Here is a 14289-nt window from a genome sequence, read left to right on the forward strand (position 1 = left end):
TCTACAAGTTAAGAGGGGAAAGCTATGAATGAGAATAAGCATACACGGGTAGGAGCGCATTTCTATATTGTTGCGGTGCTTATTTGGCTGAAGCTGCTGCTGCTGCGGTTACTGTTTTTTGACCGGATTGCCTGGGAATGGACCGCTGCGGATTTGGCTCCGGTTCTGCTGCTGCTGGGGCTGCTGGCGCTGCTCATTCCGGCGCGGATGAAGACCGCTGTCTACTGGAGCCTGAACGGCCTGCTGTCGCTGCTGCTGTTCGCCGCCAGTGTCTATTTCAATCATTTCGGCTCAGTTCCCACGTATCTGGCCTTGTATGAGCTGAATCAGGTGTTCCAGGTAAAAGAGAGCGTGGAGTCTACCATCCAGCCGGTTGATTATTTGTTCTTCTCGGATCTTGTGGCCGTAATGGTCTACAGCCTGTTCCGCAGATGGAAAACAGGAGCTGCACAGCCGTTGCGCCGCTATCTTTCGCCGGGAAAGCGCAGAGCACAGTGGATTGTCATCCTTGTGTCCATCATCGGCGGAGGGCTGCTGTCGGCATACTCTGTTCATGCGGCACGCGGAATTACCAATGAGCTTGTGCAGGCAGAGAGCGCCGGGCTCCTGAATTATGAGGTGCTCGCGGTGATAAAAGCCAAGGAGGACAACGGCCTTACCGGCACCGGAGACATTAAGGAAACCGTCGCGAAGGTTGACGCGCTTGAGGCGTCCTATCCTTACAGCAGCAAGCCCGCGGGGACGGTGCCGGATTATTTTGGCTCGCAAAAGGGAAAGAATGTAATTGTAATTCAGATGGAAGCCTTTCAGAACTTTCCGCTGCATCAGTCGCTGGATGGGCAGGAGCTGACACCGGTGCTGAACCGCTTAGCGGAGGAAGGCTTTTATTTCCCTCATATCTACCAGCAGATCGGGGCGGGCAATACCTCGGATGCCGAGTTCATGAGCAATACCTCCATCTATCCGGTTGCCTCGCTTGCGATGTCTACAGGCTTCGGAGACCGGGTGCTGCCAAGCCTGCCGCGTCTTTTGCGGGATAAGGGCTATGAGGCCTATACCTTCCATGTGAATAAGGCCGGCTTCTGGAACCGCAATGAGCTGTACCCGGCGCTGGGCTTCAATGACTATTATGACAAGGGGTATTTCAAGAATGACCATTTCAACGCTTTCGGCGCCTCCGATGAGCAGCTGTACATTACGGCGGTAGAGAAGCTGGCAGCGCTGCAGCAAAAAGGGACGCCGTTCTATGCCCAGCTGGTGACAGCTTCGAGCCATCATCCCTTCCAAATCCCTGAGGCCTACAAAAAAATCACGCTGCCGGATCATCTGCAGAATACGATGCTCGGGGACTATCTGACGGCAATCAATTATACGGATTACGCGGTGGGAACACTTATTGAAGGGCTGAAGCAAAACGGACTATGGGACAATACTGTGCTGGTGCTGTACGGCGACCATTTCGGGCTGCAGCCGCAGGATGTCCCGCCGGAGCAGGTGGAGGCGGCGCTCGGAATCCCTTACGATTCGCGGATCAGCCGGTTCAATATTCCGCTCATTGTCCATGCGCCGGGAATGGCCCAGGGCCAGGTTGTGGAGCGTACGGGCGGGCAGCTGGATATTCTGCCAACCGTAGCCAATCTGCTCGGGCTGCCGCTGAAGCAGGAAGGGTTCACGGCCTTTGGGCATGATCTGCTTAACATTGAACGCAACGTGCTGGGGATGCGCTATTATTTGCCTACAGGCTCTTTCTTCAATGACGACATTATGTTTGTGCCGGGCAAAGGCTTCACGGACGGTGAGGCGGTGTCGCTGGATACGCTTCAGCCTGTGGCGGATTTCAGCCCGTACCAGAGTGACTATGATTATATTCTGAAGCTGATGAATTTATCGGATGAATATGTGAAGCTGCTGCCGCAGCGGTAGGGAGAAACTATGAAACGATTATTCAATGCGGAAAATCTTATTGCCCTTGCAGGCTGCGGGCTGATATTCTATCTGCTGTTTGTGCAGCCGTTCGTCGGGGTCGCCGACAACGGCGACTTCAAGCGGATGATGAATACCGTAGGACTGGATTATTACAACACTGCAGAGAGCTATGCCGACCGCTTCTTCAGCTTCAGCCATTCCAGATTCTCCTATGAAAACTTGTTCAAGGGCTTCTATCCTTCCTCGCAAATCGTGCTGGTGCTGGTGCCGAGACTGCTGTCCGGGCTTGTGCACGGGAGTTATTTCGATATCCGCTTGCTGGCTGCGGTGTATGCCCTGCTGCTGCTGGCGGCTACCTGGCTGATCGTCAAGGTGGGGGCGCGCCGTTCCTGTATTACGGGACTGCTGCTGGGTGCGGGAATGCTGGTGGTGTTTTATGATATCGGCTATTTGGCTTATTTCAATTCGCTCTACGGCGAGCCGGTGTCGCTGGTGTCCATGCTGCTAACCTTTGCGCTGGGACTGCGGCTGGCGGGACAGGAGCGGCCGACAGCCGGGGGGTTGAAGCTGTTTTTTACCGCGGTGCTGTTTCTGATCTGCTCCAAGATCCAGAATGCGCCGGTTGGCATCGCCTTTTCCCTGATTTTCCTGCGGCTTATGACGCTGAACGGGACGGGGAACTGGCGCAGGCTGGCTGGGCGGTTCGCAATTGCGGTATGTCTTGTCTCTGTCATTATGTATATGGCCGCGCCCAAAGAGCTGAAGCATATCAATCTCTATCAGACCGTGTTTTTCGGAATCCTGAATGAATCGCCGGATGTGCAGGGGGATTTGCGCGAGCTGGGCCTGCCGGAGAAGCTGGAGGTGCTGGCGGGAACGAACTATTTTCAGGCCGGTACGGCGATCAGGCAGGATGATCCGTCGCTTCAGGCGGATTTCTATGACCGGGTGTCCCATAAGGATGTGCTCTTCTTCTATATAAAGCATCCCTCGCGGCTGGTGGATGGCATGAAATATGCTGCCCGGAACAGCATGGACCTGCGTCCCTATTACCTGGGAAACTATGAGAAGTCCTTAGGGAAGCCGGAGAAGGCCTTAGCCTATACTTACAGCACCTGGAGCCAGTTCAAAAGAGAGGTTCTGCCCCATTCGCTGGGTTTTCTGGCATTCTTCTATCTTATCTATTATGCCGGAGTCCTGTTCGAATATTTCCGCAGCCGGGATTTGCGCGGACGGATTGCGGGCGAGCTGCTGATGCTGCTGGGCCTGATCGGACTCTTTTCTTTTCTGGTGCCGATTCTCGGCGATGGCCGGGCCGATATCGGAAAGCACTTGTTCCTCTTTAACGTCAGCTTCGATATGATGGCTGTGGCGATGTTCGGCTGGACGGTGCACAGGCTTGTTCGGATTGTGAAACATTTTGCCCGGTAAAGTGGGCTGTTGATTTGCCGAATCGGCACTGGCCGTGACTTCAGCTTATATAGACAAAACAAACTTAAAAACCGGGCAGACAGATGTCAGCGATGCATCAAGGAGGCCGCTATGGGCAACGAAGAACAGAAAGCCAGAATCGAGCGGGAACGCAAGGCATTAAACACGCTGGCTGTGGAGCTTGGCATGCGGCATCCAAGGGTGCTGAGCCAATCCGTGAAGCTGGATGCGCTGATCAATGAGTATATTGACAGCCAGAAGGACGAAGAAGATGAATTCGTTCCAAGAGATAAATAAATCCGGCGATTGTAAAAAGACACTTGTACAGGTGGTGAGGCTGCCTGTGCCGGTGTCTTTTTGTGCTGCTGAGAATTTCGATTCTCAATCGTCTCCCAGCAGCTCGCGCAGCATGCCCCCGCGGTCGTTCATGAACGCTTTCGTTACGGTATAGTGCTCCGTTTCTTCCAGACTGACAGGCCGGATGGCCTCGCCCTCCAGCAGGAAGATTTCGGAGCCGGGGCAGGACATCAGGATGGGGGAGTGGGTGGCGATAATGAACTGCGAATGCTGCTTCACCAGCTCATGCATGCGCACCAGCAGCGACATTTGCCGCAGCGGGGAGAGGGCCGCTTCCGGCTCATCGAGAATATACAGGCCCTGTCCCCCAAAGCGGTGGACAAAAGCGGCAAAAAACGATTCCCCATGCGACTGCTCATGCAGTGATTTGCCCCCGTAGGAATTCTTAATCATATTGCTCTGTACCCCCGGCTCCCCAGGTATCTCATCCAGCTGTTCAATATAGGAGGCAACATTGTAATAGCTCTCCGCACGCAGAAAGAAGCCGTCTTTGGGGCGTCTTACCCCTTTGGAAATCCGCAGGTATTCATGCAGGCTGGAATGCGAGGAACGGGTGTTGAAGGAGAAATTCAGCGTCCCGCCCTCCGGATTGAATCCCCAGGCCGCAGCAATGCCTTCCAGCAGCGTGGATTTTCCCGTCCCGTTCTCGCCGACAAGAAAAGTAACCCGCTTCTGAAACGCAAGCCGGTTAAAGCTGCGGATGACCGGCAGATCAAACGGATAGGCCTGGAAGGAAGGCACCCGTTCACGCAGCAGCTCCGCTTGGCGGATATAGAGCATGGCGTTGTCCATAGCATACATATTCCCACTCTCCCAATCTTCTAAATAAGCGCTCGCCTGCTTCCGTAATTGTAGCCCGAGTGGAACCAATCTGCAAAGGTTCGGGCAATCCGGGCGAAAGACAGGGGGCATATGCCAATTTCGGACTGATACAGACAGATGTCCATGAGGCGGATGCTGACTCCGCATATAGTTATACTGTCTTGAGAATATGACGGGGCAGGGTGAAAGCCGTGAAATCAAAAAAGAGAAAAGAGCGTCCGCAGGATTACAGCGACGGTTATCAGGAAGGATACCGTCTCGGCTTGTGCGAAGCCGTGAAGCGGCTGAATTCTCCGGAGGTGGGAGCATGCCGGCCGTTCAAGCTGATGTATGTGCCACAGGGATTTCAAGCGATTGATACGGGAGTAACGGAAGCACTGCGGCAGCTTGTAAGCGAACTGGTCATCAGTTCACCGGAAAACATGCTGGCTGTGGCCGCACGCGAGTCGCCGGGAGCTGTACTGGTCATGAATGGCCTGCATGTATTTCCCGAGAATCATCTGGAGCAGATCATGGAAATAAGAAAGCTGGGTATTCCTACGGCAATCTGGTTTGTGGATGATCCTTATTTTTCAGAGGATACATCGGTGATCTGCCGGCATTATGATCATGTATTTACGCATGAGCTGGGCTGTGTGGAGTTCTATCGTGCGCTGGGAATCCGTTCCGTGCACTACCTTCCACTCTGCGTCAATCCGCAGATGTTCTATCCGCGCCGCACCGGACCGCAGTATCAATACGATGTTGTGTTCATCGGCAATGCCTTTCGCAACCGGACAGAGCTGTTTGACGAACTTGCTCCGTTTCTCCGCGGCAAGAAGGTGCTGATTGCCGGAGGATTCTGGGAACGGCTGGCCGCCTTTGAGGAGCTGTCGCCTTTTATCAAGGACGGATTTATCCCTCCGGAGGAAACAGCAAATTATTACAGCGGAGCGAAGCTTGTCATCAATATTCACCGTCCCTGGCAAGGCGGGCAGGACAACCGGAACACCTTTCAGCTCCCTTCCCGCTCGATTAATCCGCGAACCTACGAAATCTGTGCCTGCGGGACGATGCAGCTGACCGATGTCCGTGAGGATCTGGGCAGCCATTACCGACCGGGCAAGGACCTGGATACCTTTGCCAATGCCGATGAGCTGAGACGTAAAATCGACTATTACCTGAAGCATGAAAAGGAGCGCCGGCAGTTAGCGCTTCAGGGGCTGCAGACGACACTCCGCCATCATACCTTTACGGCGCGAATGCCATATTTGTTGAATGTTCTTACAGCGCAAGGCTGAAAACCAATACGGATTAAAGGAGCGAATACCATGAATAATTTTATAATGCCAGCACCGCCACTGCCCCGGACGCCTGCCGAAGAACAGAAGCTGAGCGGCCGCCTGACCGGATTCAAGGTTGGATACGATGAAGGTTACCTGCGGGGAAGACTGGCCATTCTGGACGGCCGGCCGGAGGAGCCGCTTCCGGTCCGCAACCTCCATGTGATGTACGTGGCTTCAGGAAAAGGCTATCCGTATTCGCCGCTGGACGATGCGGTTCTCTATGCGCTGCAAAGACTGACGTCCCAGGTCACGATTACCGATGTGCGTCAGAATCTGGTCGAGCTTGCCGATGCGCAGCATCCCGATCTCGTGCTGGTGCTGGATGGACTGGATCTGCCGCTTGATCAACTTGCCGTTCTGCGCGGCAGGGGCATTAAGACAGCCATCTGGCTGACAGATGATCCGTATTACACCGACTTTACGGTAAAAATTGTAAACCACTACGATTACGTGTTCACGCTGGAGCTGAATTGTGTGGAATTCTACCGTGGCCTGGGATGCAATGAGGTGCATTATCTGCCTTTTGCCGCACACCGCGAGCATTACCGCCCCACGACAGGGCGTTCGCCGGTCAGCAGGGATATCAGCTTCATTGGCTCGGCATATTGGAACAGAGTCCATTTCTTCCGCGATGTTATGCCGGAGCTGATGAGCTACAACACGGTTATCAACGGCATTTGGTGGGACCGTCTGCCTGAGGCTCCGCTGTATGGGGACCGCATTGAGATTGGGAAGTGGATGTCGCCGCAGGAGACGGCAGTTGCCTACAGCGGTTCCAAAATCGTGATTAACCTTCACCGCTCGCACATTGACGACAGTGTCAACAACAACGCGCTGCTGATTCCGGCAGTCTCTCCAAATCCCCGCACCTTTGAAATCGCGGCCAGCGGAACGCTGCAGCTGAGTGATGCCAGAGATGATATGAATTCATTTTATACAGTCGGGGAAGAGATCGACACGTTCTCCAGCCCGCAGGAAATGCTGGATAAAATCCGTTATTACCTGACTCATGAAGAGGAGCGCCGCGCCATGGCCCTGCGCGCTTTTGAACGGACGCTCAGGGATCATACGTATGCCAGACGCTTGAACCAGCTGTTGACGATCATTTACGGCTAGCTTGACGGACCCGGCGGAAATGGGCTTATATCCGGGGGACAGGTGTCGTGACGGCATTTGTTCCCCCTCAATATACTACTGGAGTACCTGGTTTTGGCGTTTGCCGGCAGAATATTGCGCCATGAGCCGCAGGACCAAAGAATTCAACATCCCAAAGACTGAAGCAAAGCTCCGTAGAACTAAAGCGTACGCCTGCGCAGCGAGTTTTACTGCGAAGAATTACTGAAGCAAGGCTCCGTAAAACTTTTAGGGAGGTGAATGGCTGCTCCACAGCCCGCCAAGGAGCGCCGACACACCATGGCCGACAAAGCGACAATCGTGATCTTTTCCCATGTATCCAATACACGCAGCATCACAGGTGCGGAAAAGCTGCTGCTGTTCTTCAGCCGGGAGCTGTCCTCTTACTTCAACTGTATTCTTGTGGCACCCCAGGAAGGCAAGCTGACCCGGCAGGCGCGCAAGAATGGACTGAATGTGCAGCTGCTGTCCATCCCGCTGGTCTACGGGATGTACACACCGTATGCCGGACTGGAGGCAGATATCCGCAAATTTCAGGACAGCCGCGAGTATGCTGAACTGGTGGAATGGCTTGCTGCGCTGCGTCCGGCTTTTATTGTCTCCAGCACCTGCGTGCATGCTTTGCCGGCGATGGCGGCGAAATCACTGGGCATTCCCGTGATGTGGAAGATTTCGGAGACGATAACGGACAACGATTTCACTTCAATCAGCACGGAGCTGATTCACAGGTACAGCGATGAGATACTGGCCATTTCGCACACCGCGGCATCCTGTTTTCCCGAGGATATCCGTGAAGGAAAGCTGACACAGCTTCCCCCTTCCTGGAATGATGCGGAGATGATGTTCGAAGCCTGGAGCAAACTGCGGGGCGAGCGCCGCCGGGAGTTTCGGATTAACCCGGAGGAGCCTCTGATCGGTTATATATCTTCCTTCATTAATAAGGAGAAGGGACTGGAGCATTTCGTCAAAATGGCTGTTCTTGTAGCGGAGCAGCATCCTGAAGCAAAGTTCATTGTCGTCGGCACACCTGGGGATAAAAGCTACTACGACCGCTGCGTCCGCAAGGTGAAGCTGGAAGGCCTGACCTCCCGCTTCAAATTCGTCGGTTATGAAGACAGTCTCCCCGAGGTCTATTGCGCCATGGATATGCTGGTGGTTCCCAGTCTGATCCGTGAGGGCTTCGGGATGACTGCTCTGGAGGGAATGGCCTTCGGCAAGCCGGTGGTTGCCTATGCTTCCGGCGGCTTGTACGAAATTCTCCATGCCGCCGGCTGCGGCGGACTGCTGGTTCCGGCGGGGGATATTGGCGCCCTCGCCGAACGGGTGAACAGCCTGCTGGCGGAGCCGGGGCTGGCTGCCGCCATCGGCACCCAGGCGCGGGAGCGCATCGCTGCCGTCTATGGGCCGGCAGCCTACCGCGCCCGCCTGCTCGGGCTGGCGGAGAGGTGGCATCTCCGCTACTGCCTTGCGCCGCCTGAACCCGCCGGCGCCCCGGAGCCGCCCGCGGCCGAAGCCTCGGGCAGCGGCGAACCCGCGGCCGCGCCGCCTGCGGCGCCGCGCAAGGGCCATCCGCGCCGTGCAGCACGGCTGCGGCGCGGCAAGCTCCGGCGCGGCAGGCTCCGCCGCGCCGCGGCCCGGGCGCGCAGCCGCTCGCGGCCGGGCCGCAAACGGCGCGCGGCGGGAAGCGCGCGCCGGCGGGACAGCGGCGGAGGCAAGCACCGCCGCGCGGGCCATTCGCGCCGCGCAGCGAAGCGGCGGCGCAAAGCGGGCTAGGCCTGCGGGTCACACCGCAGGCTGCGCTCCTGGGGTGCGCCGCCGCAAGCGGGCGTGCCGTGAAAGCTGCGCGGCGCGAACGCGCAGCAGCCTGCCGCGGCGGCACCCGGCCGCGCCTGCATCCCTTCAACGGCAGCAGCGCCGTCTGGGCCGCATATGCACTAAATAACGGCAAAAATGCCGTTAAATTAGCGGCCTGAGCGCACAGCGAGTCTAATAACGGCAAAAATGCCGTTAAATCCGCGGCCTGAGCGCACGGCGAGCGAAATAACGGCAAAAATGCCGTTAAATCCGCGGCCTGAGCGCACGGCGAGCGAAATAACGGCAAAAATGCCGTTAATTTAGCGGTCTGAGCGCACGGCGAGTCTAATAACGGCAAAAATGCCGTTAAATCCGCCGCCTGAACGCACAGCGAGTCTAATAACGGCAAAAATGCCGTTAAATCCGCGGCCTGAGCGCACAGCGAGTCTAATAACGGCAAAAATGCCGTTAAATCCGCGGCCTGAGCGCACAGCGAGTCTAATAACGGCAAAAATGCCGTTAATTTAGCGGTCTGAGCGCACGGCGAGTCTAATAACGGCAAAAATGCCGTTAAATCCGCGGCCTGAGCGCACAGCGAGTCTAATAACGGCAAAAATGCCGTTAAATCCGCCGCCTGAGCGCACAGCGAGTCTAATAACGGCAAAAATGCCGTTAAATCCGCGATCTGAGCGCACAGCGAGTCTAATAACGGCAAAAATGCCGTTAAATCCGGCGGCCTGAGCGCACAGCGAGTCTAATAACGGCAAAAATGCCGTTATACCCGCCGCCCGTATGCGCGGCGCACTCAACACCAGCCTGCCGCGCATTCCCAAGGCAGGCTAACCTCAAAGGGGAGTGAACCCATGAAGATCATGACGATTTTGGGCACACGGCCCGAGATCATCCGCCTAAGCGTCATTATTCCGCTGCTCGATGAGCATGCCGAGCAGCATGTGCTGGTGCACACGGGACAGAACTTCACCGCAAGCCTCAGCGGCATTTTCTTTGCCGAACTGGGGCTGCGGGCACCGGATTATGTGCTTCAGGATAAGCAGGCAGGCCTTGGCGGGCAGCTTGCCGCCATGTTCGGAAGCCTGGAGAGCATTCTGCTTAAGGAACAGCCGGACCGGATTCTGCTTCTGGGGGATACGAACAGTGCGCTGTGCGCAATCCTCGCCGAGCGGATGGGCATTCCCGTAGTGCATATGGAAGCGGGCAACCGCTGCTACGATTTGAAAGTGCCGGAGGAGAAAAACCGCCGTGTTATAGATGCCGTCTCCACTATAAATATGCCTTATACCCAGCAGAGCAAAAGACATCTGCTAAGCGAAGGTTTTCCCAGCCAGCGCATTGTATTAACCGGCAATCCGATCCACGAAGTGATTACGCATTATGAGCAGCAGATTGGAGCCAGCGATATTCTGACCCGGCTGAAGCTGAGCGCGGGCCAGTACTTTCTCGTCACTGCACACCGGGCTGAGAATGTGGATGATCCCGAACCGCTGCTGCAGATTATGTCCGGACTGAACCTGGTGGCAGGGCATTTTGGCATCCGCCTGATCTGCAGCATCCATCCCCGTACCCGCTCCAAGCTTACGGAGCAGTTCAAGCTTGAGATGAATCCGCTGGTGGAATTTCATGAGCCTTTTGGATTCTTTGATTTTGTCCATTTGGAACGGTATGCCCGCTGCGCGATCACGGACAGCGGAACCGTTCAGGAGGAATGCTGCCTGATGGGGGTGCCCGCAGTAACGATCCGCCGAACCACAGAACGTCCGGAAACGGTGGATTGCGGCAGCAATGTAGTGTCAGGAGTGGAGCAGGAGAGCATTTTGCGCTGTACCCGGCTTATGACGTCGCTTCATCCGGAATGGGAGGCGCCGGAAGGTTATTTAACCCCGGATGTCTCGGTAAAGGTAGTCAAATTTTTGCTTGGAGGGAACCTGCATGTTCAATAATAAAAGGATAATGGTCACAGGCGGAACCGGTTCCTGGGGGCATGAACTCATCCGGCAGCTTTTGCCGCAGAACCCGAAAGAAATTGTAATTTTCTCCCGCAGCGAGTCTGCGCAAGTGGCAATGAGCCGCGAATATGAAGATTCCCGCCTCAGCTTCATCATTGGCGACATTCGTGACAAGGACGCTCTGACGGCGGCTTGCCGCGGCGTCGATTATATCTTTCATCTGGCGGCGCTCAAGCATGTGCCGGTCTGCGAGGATCAGCCGTATGAAGCGCTCAAGACCAATGTGGTCGGTACCCAGAATGTCATTGAAGCAGCTATCGCGAACAATGTGGAAAAAGCAATATACATCTCCACCGACAAAGCCGCCAACCCCTCCAATTTCTACGGCATGACCAAAGCGATCGGGGAAAAGCTGTTTGTCTACGCCAACCTGCTGGGCTCCGAAACCAGGTTCGTGACTGTGCGGGGCGGCAATGTGCTGGGAACGAACGGCAGCGTGGTCCATTTGTTCATGAAGCAGATCAAGGATAAGGGACAGGTGCGGATTACCGATATGAATATGACCCGTTTCTTCTTCACCCTGCGCGATGCCATCACCTTGCTGTTCAAGGCCTCTGAGGTCAGCATCGGCGGTGAAATCTTCGTCATGACCATGCCGACCTGCCGGATCGCGGACCTGGCCGGGGTGCTGATTAAGGCATCCGGCAAACCGGATGTAAGCATTGTTGAAACCGGCATCCGGCCGGGTGAGAAAATCCATGAAATTCTCATGAGCGATTTCGAAAGCCAGACAACGGTTGTCTACGATGAGCAGTATCTCGTCATTCTTCCTACGCTGGATATGCCTGAACTGAAGACCCATTACAGCAAATTCCCGCATGTGTCCTTCAACAGCTTCAGCTCGGAGAATAACCTGATGGACCAGGAGGAAATCAAGCACATCCTGATCAGGGGGGGGTTCCTCCAATGAAGCTGCTTATCCTCGGCGGAAACGGTATGGCGGGTCATATGCTGGCGGATTATTTCCGCCGCCAGCGCAAGCATCACGTCTTCCATACAACCCGGGATAAGAGTGATCCTGGCGGGCTGTATATAGATGCCGATGATATCGCCGGAGTTGAAAAACTGGTCGAAATTGTTTCTCCCCATTGTATAATCAATGCGCTGGGCGTGCTGAATCAATTTGCTGAACGCGACCCGATCGGCGCATACCATGTGAACGGGTTTCTGCCCCACCGCCTGCGCCGCGCGGCCGACCTTGTCGGCGCCCGGCTGGTTCACATCAGTACCGACTGCGTGTTCGAAGGGACACGCGGCGGTTATACGGAGGACGATAAGCCAGACGGGACATCCGTGTATGCAATTACCAAAAGCCTTGGAGAAGTGCGCGAGCCCGGGCATTTGACGATCCGCACCTCGATTATCGGCCCTGAAATCCGCTCCGGCGGCATCGGTCTGATGGAATGGTTTCTGGCCCGGAAGGGCCAGGTATCGGGATATCAGCGGGTCATGTGGAACGGGGTAACGACATTGGAGCTGGCCAAAGCGATAGATTCCCTGCTGGATTCAGAGATCTCCGGACTGATCCATCTGGCCCATCCGCAGCCGGTCAGCAAATATGAGCTGCTCCGGCACATGCAGGCCGCATTCCGCAAGGAGGATGTTGAGATCATTCCCGATTCAACGCACATTCAGGATCGTACTCTCGTCAGTACAAGACCCGATGTTCAGGTAGTGCTGCCCTCCTACCCTGTTATGCTTGCGGAGCTGGCGGGCTGGATGAGCCGGACGGCGGTGTCCACATGAAGGCCCGGAGGCTGTTGATTACGGGGGCCGCCGGATTTACCGGAAGGCATGCGGCAGCTTACTTTCAGGCGGCCGGAGCTGAAGTTACCGCCGTGGTGCGCCATACGGCAGCCGCGTCCGTATTTCCGGCCCAGGTGAAGCAGTACGTCTGCGATTTGAGCGACCGCAGGGCGGTAAGGTCAATGATTGAAGAGATTCAGCCGGATGAAGTCCTGCATTTGGCCGGCAAGAACTCGGTACCCGAATCCTGGCGCGATCCGCTGCTCTATATGGAAACAAATGTAATGTCTACACTTTATCTGCTTGAAGCCCTTCGTACCCGGCCGGCCCGCCGCATTCTGGTGGCCGGCTCCCGGCTTAAATACAGGCCGGGTCTTGCAGAAGGTCCGCCTCATCCCTACAGTTTGAGCAAAACGCTGGCCGAGCTGGCGTCTCTGGCCTGGTGTACGCTGTTCAAGCAGCCTGTGCTGCTTGCAGAGCCCTGCAATCTGATCGGGCCAGGCCCATCCACAGGATTCTGTTCCTTGCTTGCACAGCATATTGTGCGGAGCGAGGCCGCCGCAGGCACTTCTGACACACCTCCGCCGTTCAAGCTCTCTTCACGATATGACCGCAGGGACTTTCTTGATGTGCGCGATGCGGTAAAAGCGTATGACTGTATCCTGCGCAAGGGAGAAACCGGAAAGATCTACCGGATTGATTCCGGCATTCAGCGGGGACTCGGAGAGATTGCTGAGCAGCTGCTGGCACATGCGGCCGTTCCGGTGGGTATGGAATGGGGGCCGGACAACGGTGAGGCAGAACAGGCTTCTGCTCTGGCGGCAGCTGCCGTTCCGGAAACGTTGCCGGCAACATCTGCTAATAAAGAATCATCCGTATCCCCCGAAGACAATGCCGCCAGTCTTGGCTGGAGCCCGCAGGTGAAGCTTGCCCGTTCGCTCGCGGATATCGTTGACTACTACCGGGCGAGCAGGGAAGGAGGTGCTTAATGAGGCCGAAGGTTTCTGTAGTGATTCCTTTTTACAATTGCCCCTATATTGAGCAGGCGCTGAACAGTGCCTTGAACCAGTCCTGGCAGCCCTATGAGATTATCGTGGTCGACGATGGCTCCACCATGCATGCAGAACGGATTGCTCCGTACCGTCCGCACATCCACTATCTGGGCAAAAGCAACGGAGGCACTGCATCTGCATTGAATCACGGCATCCGTCATGCGACAGGCGACTACGTTGCCTGGCTCAGCTCGGATGATATGTTCTACCGCGACAAAATCAACAATCAGGTGCAGTTCATGGATCAGAACCGCCTGCTGATTACCTATACCAATTTCAATTACATTAATGAAAACTCACAGCTGACTGCACTCAACGCGGCTGCGGTATTTCCGAGCCAACTGGATTATTTACGCTGTTTTCTGCAAGGGAATCCGATTAACGGCTGCACCGTGATGTTTAAGCGTGAAGTGTTTGGAGCCATTGGTTTTTTTGACGAGCTGCTGCCTTATACCCATGACTATGATCTGTGGTTCCGGGCAATTCTGAGCGGATTTCCGCCGGTGATGCTGAACCAGTCCTTGACCGCCTACCGGCGGCATGACGGAATGGGAACGATTAAGCACTACGATACTATCATGGCTGAGGCTGCTGCAACCAATGCCCGTTACAGCCCCATGCTCCGCGGACTCATTGCTTCTATGGGCGGCTGAGCTGCAATCTGCTAGTTATTGGAGG

Annotated in this window: 14 protein-coding genes; 12 read left to right on the forward strand and 2 right to left on the reverse strand. The window is 55.6% G+C overall.

Annotation, left to right across the window (positions count from 1 at the left end):
• Nucleotides 1-24: 24 nt before the first annotated feature.
• The 3 genes from HYD27_RS06615 (at nucleotide 25) to HYD27_RS06625 (ending at nucleotide 3654) form a co-directional block, all read left to right on the forward strand.
• Nucleotides 25-1923, forward strand: coding sequence for an LTA synthase family protein (locus HYD27_RS06615; RefSeq protein WP_219212801.1), 1899 nt, complete (start codon nucleotides 25-27; stop codon nucleotides 1921-1923).
• A 9-nt stretch (nucleotides 1924-1932) separates the two neighbouring features.
• Nucleotides 1933-3357: a glycan biosynthesis hexose transferase WsfD gene (wsfD, locus tag HYD27_RS06620; RefSeq protein ID WP_219212803.1), complete on the forward strand. Its 1425-nt coding sequence runs from the start codon at nucleotides 1933-1935 to the stop codon at nucleotides 3355-3357.
• A gap of 111 nt (nucleotides 3358-3468) precedes the next feature.
• Complete coding sequence (locus tag HYD27_RS06625; protein WP_219212805.1) at nucleotides 3469-3654, forward strand: aspartyl-phosphate phosphatase Spo0E family protein; 186 nt, start codon at nucleotides 3469-3471, stop codon at nucleotides 3652-3654.
• Between the two features lie 84 nt (nucleotides 3655-3738).
• Here HYD27_RS06625 and HYD27_RS06630 read toward each other — a convergent pair whose 3' ends face one another.
• A complete protein-coding gene (locus HYD27_RS06630) occupies nucleotides 3739-4515 on the reverse strand; it encodes an AAA family ATPase (RefSeq protein ID WP_219212808.1) in 777 nt (258 codons plus the stop codon).
• Between the two features lie 212 nt (nucleotides 4516-4727).
• Between HYD27_RS06630 and HYD27_RS06635 the strand changes: the two genes are divergently transcribed.
• The 4 genes from HYD27_RS06635 to HYD27_RS06650 all read left to right on the forward strand — a co-directional run bounded on the left by HYD27_RS06635 (nucleotide 4728) and on the right by HYD27_RS06650 (nucleotide 8968).
• Complete coding sequence (locus tag HYD27_RS06635; RefSeq protein WP_219212809.1) at nucleotides 4728-5816, forward strand: CgeB family protein; 1089 nt, start codon at nucleotides 4728-4730, stop codon at nucleotides 5814-5816.
• Nucleotides 5817-5846: 30 nt separating this feature from the next.
• Complete coding sequence (locus HYD27_RS06640; protein WP_219212812.1) at nucleotides 5847-6977, forward strand: CgeB family protein; 1131 nt, start codon at nucleotides 5847-5849, stop codon at nucleotides 6975-6977.
• A gap of 297 nt (nucleotides 6978-7274) precedes the next feature.
• A complete protein-coding gene (locus tag HYD27_RS06645) occupies nucleotides 7275-8768 on the forward strand; it encodes a glycosyltransferase family 4 protein (protein WP_219212814.1) in 1494 nt (497 codons plus the stop codon).
• Nucleotides 8769-8827: 59 nt separating this feature from the next.
• Nucleotides 8828-8968 carry a hypothetical protein gene (locus tag HYD27_RS06650; protein ID WP_219212816.1) on the forward strand — a complete coding sequence of 47 codons (141 nt, stop codon included), beginning with the start codon at nucleotides 8828-8830 and terminating at the stop codon, nucleotides 8966-8968.
• 345 nt (nucleotides 8969-9313) lie between these two features.
• On the opposite strand, the gene HYD27_RS06655 is transcribed toward HYD27_RS06650, so the two are convergent.
• Nucleotides 9314-9598: a hypothetical protein gene (locus tag HYD27_RS06655; RefSeq protein WP_219212818.1), complete on the reverse strand. Its 285-nt coding sequence runs from the start codon at nucleotides 9596-9598 to the stop codon at nucleotides 9314-9316.
• 54 nt (nucleotides 9599-9652) lie between these two features.
• Between HYD27_RS06655 and wecB the strand changes: the two genes are divergently transcribed.
• Genes wecB through HYD27_RS06680 form a run of 5 tightly spaced genes read left to right on the forward strand, consistent with a single transcriptional unit; the run spans nucleotide 9653 to nucleotide 14264 of the window.
• On the forward strand, nucleotides 9653-10747 hold the full coding sequence (wecB, locus tag HYD27_RS06660) for a non-hydrolyzing UDP-N-acetylglucosamine 2-epimerase (protein WP_219212820.1): 1095 nt from the start codon (nucleotides 9653-9655) through the stop codon (nucleotides 10745-10747).
• Nucleotides 10737-11723 carry a polysaccharide biosynthesis protein gene (locus HYD27_RS06665; protein WP_219212823.1) on the forward strand — a complete coding sequence of 329 codons (987 nt, stop codon included), beginning with the start codon at nucleotides 10737-10739 and terminating at the stop codon, nucleotides 11721-11723. Before wecB ends, HYD27_RS06665 begins: the two co-directional genes overlap by 11 nt.
• Nucleotides 11720-12559: a dTDP-4-dehydrorhamnose reductase family protein gene (locus HYD27_RS06670; protein WP_219212825.1), complete on the forward strand. Its 840-nt coding sequence runs from the start codon at nucleotides 11720-11722 to the stop codon at nucleotides 12557-12559. The genes HYD27_RS06665 and HYD27_RS06670 overlap by 4 nt, the downstream gene beginning before the upstream one ends.
• Nucleotides 12556-13548 carry an SDR family oxidoreductase gene (locus HYD27_RS06675; RefSeq protein ID WP_219212827.1) on the forward strand — a complete coding sequence of 331 codons (993 nt, stop codon included), beginning with the start codon at nucleotides 12556-12558 and terminating at the stop codon, nucleotides 13546-13548. Before HYD27_RS06670 ends, HYD27_RS06675 begins: the two co-directional genes overlap by 4 nt.
• Nucleotides 13548-14264 (forward strand): glycosyltransferase family 2 protein, encoded by a 717-nt coding sequence (locus HYD27_RS06680; RefSeq protein ID WP_219212828.1) that lies wholly within the window; start codon nucleotides 13548-13550, stop codon nucleotides 14262-14264. Before HYD27_RS06675 ends, HYD27_RS06680 begins: the two co-directional genes overlap by 1 nt.
• Nucleotides 14265-14289: the final 25 nt, after the last annotated feature.

It is taken from the genome of Paenibacillus sp. S150 (assembly GCF_019352175.1).
GTDB lineage: Bacteria > Bacillota > Bacilli > Paenibacillales > Paenibacillaceae > Paenibacillus_AQ.

What these genes read in the sequence shown, in the direction of transcription:
- HYD27_RS06625 (WP_219212805.1), top strand. Translation starts at nt 3,469, where the DNA reads ATGGGCAACGAAGAACAGAAAGCCAGAATCGAGCGGGAACGCAAGGCA.
- HYD27_RS06665 (WP_219212823.1), top strand. Translation starts at nt 10,737, where the DNA reads ATGTTCAATAATAAAAGGATAATGGTCACAGGCGGAACCGGTTCCTGG.
- HYD27_RS06640 (WP_219212812.1), top strand. Translation starts at nt 5,847, where the DNA reads ATGAATAATTTTATAATGCCAGCACCGCCACTGCCCCGGACGCCTGCC.
- HYD27_RS06670 (WP_219212825.1), top strand. Translation starts at nt 11,720, where the DNA reads ATGAAGCTGCTTATCCTCGGCGGAAACGGTATGGCGGGTCATATGCTG.
- HYD27_RS06675 (WP_219212827.1), top strand. Translation starts at nt 12,556, where the DNA reads ATGAAGGCCCGGAGGCTGTTGATTACGGGGGCCGCCGGATTTACCGGA.
- HYD27_RS06615 (WP_219212801.1), top strand. Translation starts at nt 25, where the DNA reads ATGAATGAGAATAAGCATACACGGGTAGGAGCGCATTTCTATATTGTT.
- HYD27_RS06680 (WP_219212828.1), top strand. Translation starts at nt 13,548, where the DNA reads ATGAGGCCGAAGGTTTCTGTAGTGATTCCTTTTTACAATTGCCCCTAT.
- wsfD (WP_219212803.1), top strand. Translation starts at nt 1,933, where the DNA reads ATGAAACGATTATTCAATGCGGAAAATCTTATTGCCCTTGCAGGCTGC.
- HYD27_RS06645 (WP_219212814.1), top strand. Translation starts at nt 7,275, where the DNA reads ATGGCCGACAAAGCGACAATCGTGATCTTTTCCCATGTATCCAATACA.
- wecB (WP_219212820.1), top strand. Translation starts at nt 9,653, where the DNA reads ATGAAGATCATGACGATTTTGGGCACACGGCCCGAGATCATCCGCCTA.
- HYD27_RS06630 (WP_219212808.1), bottom strand. Translation starts at nt 4,515, where the DNA reads ATGTATGCTATGGACAACGCCATGCTCTATATCCGCCAAGCGGAGCTG.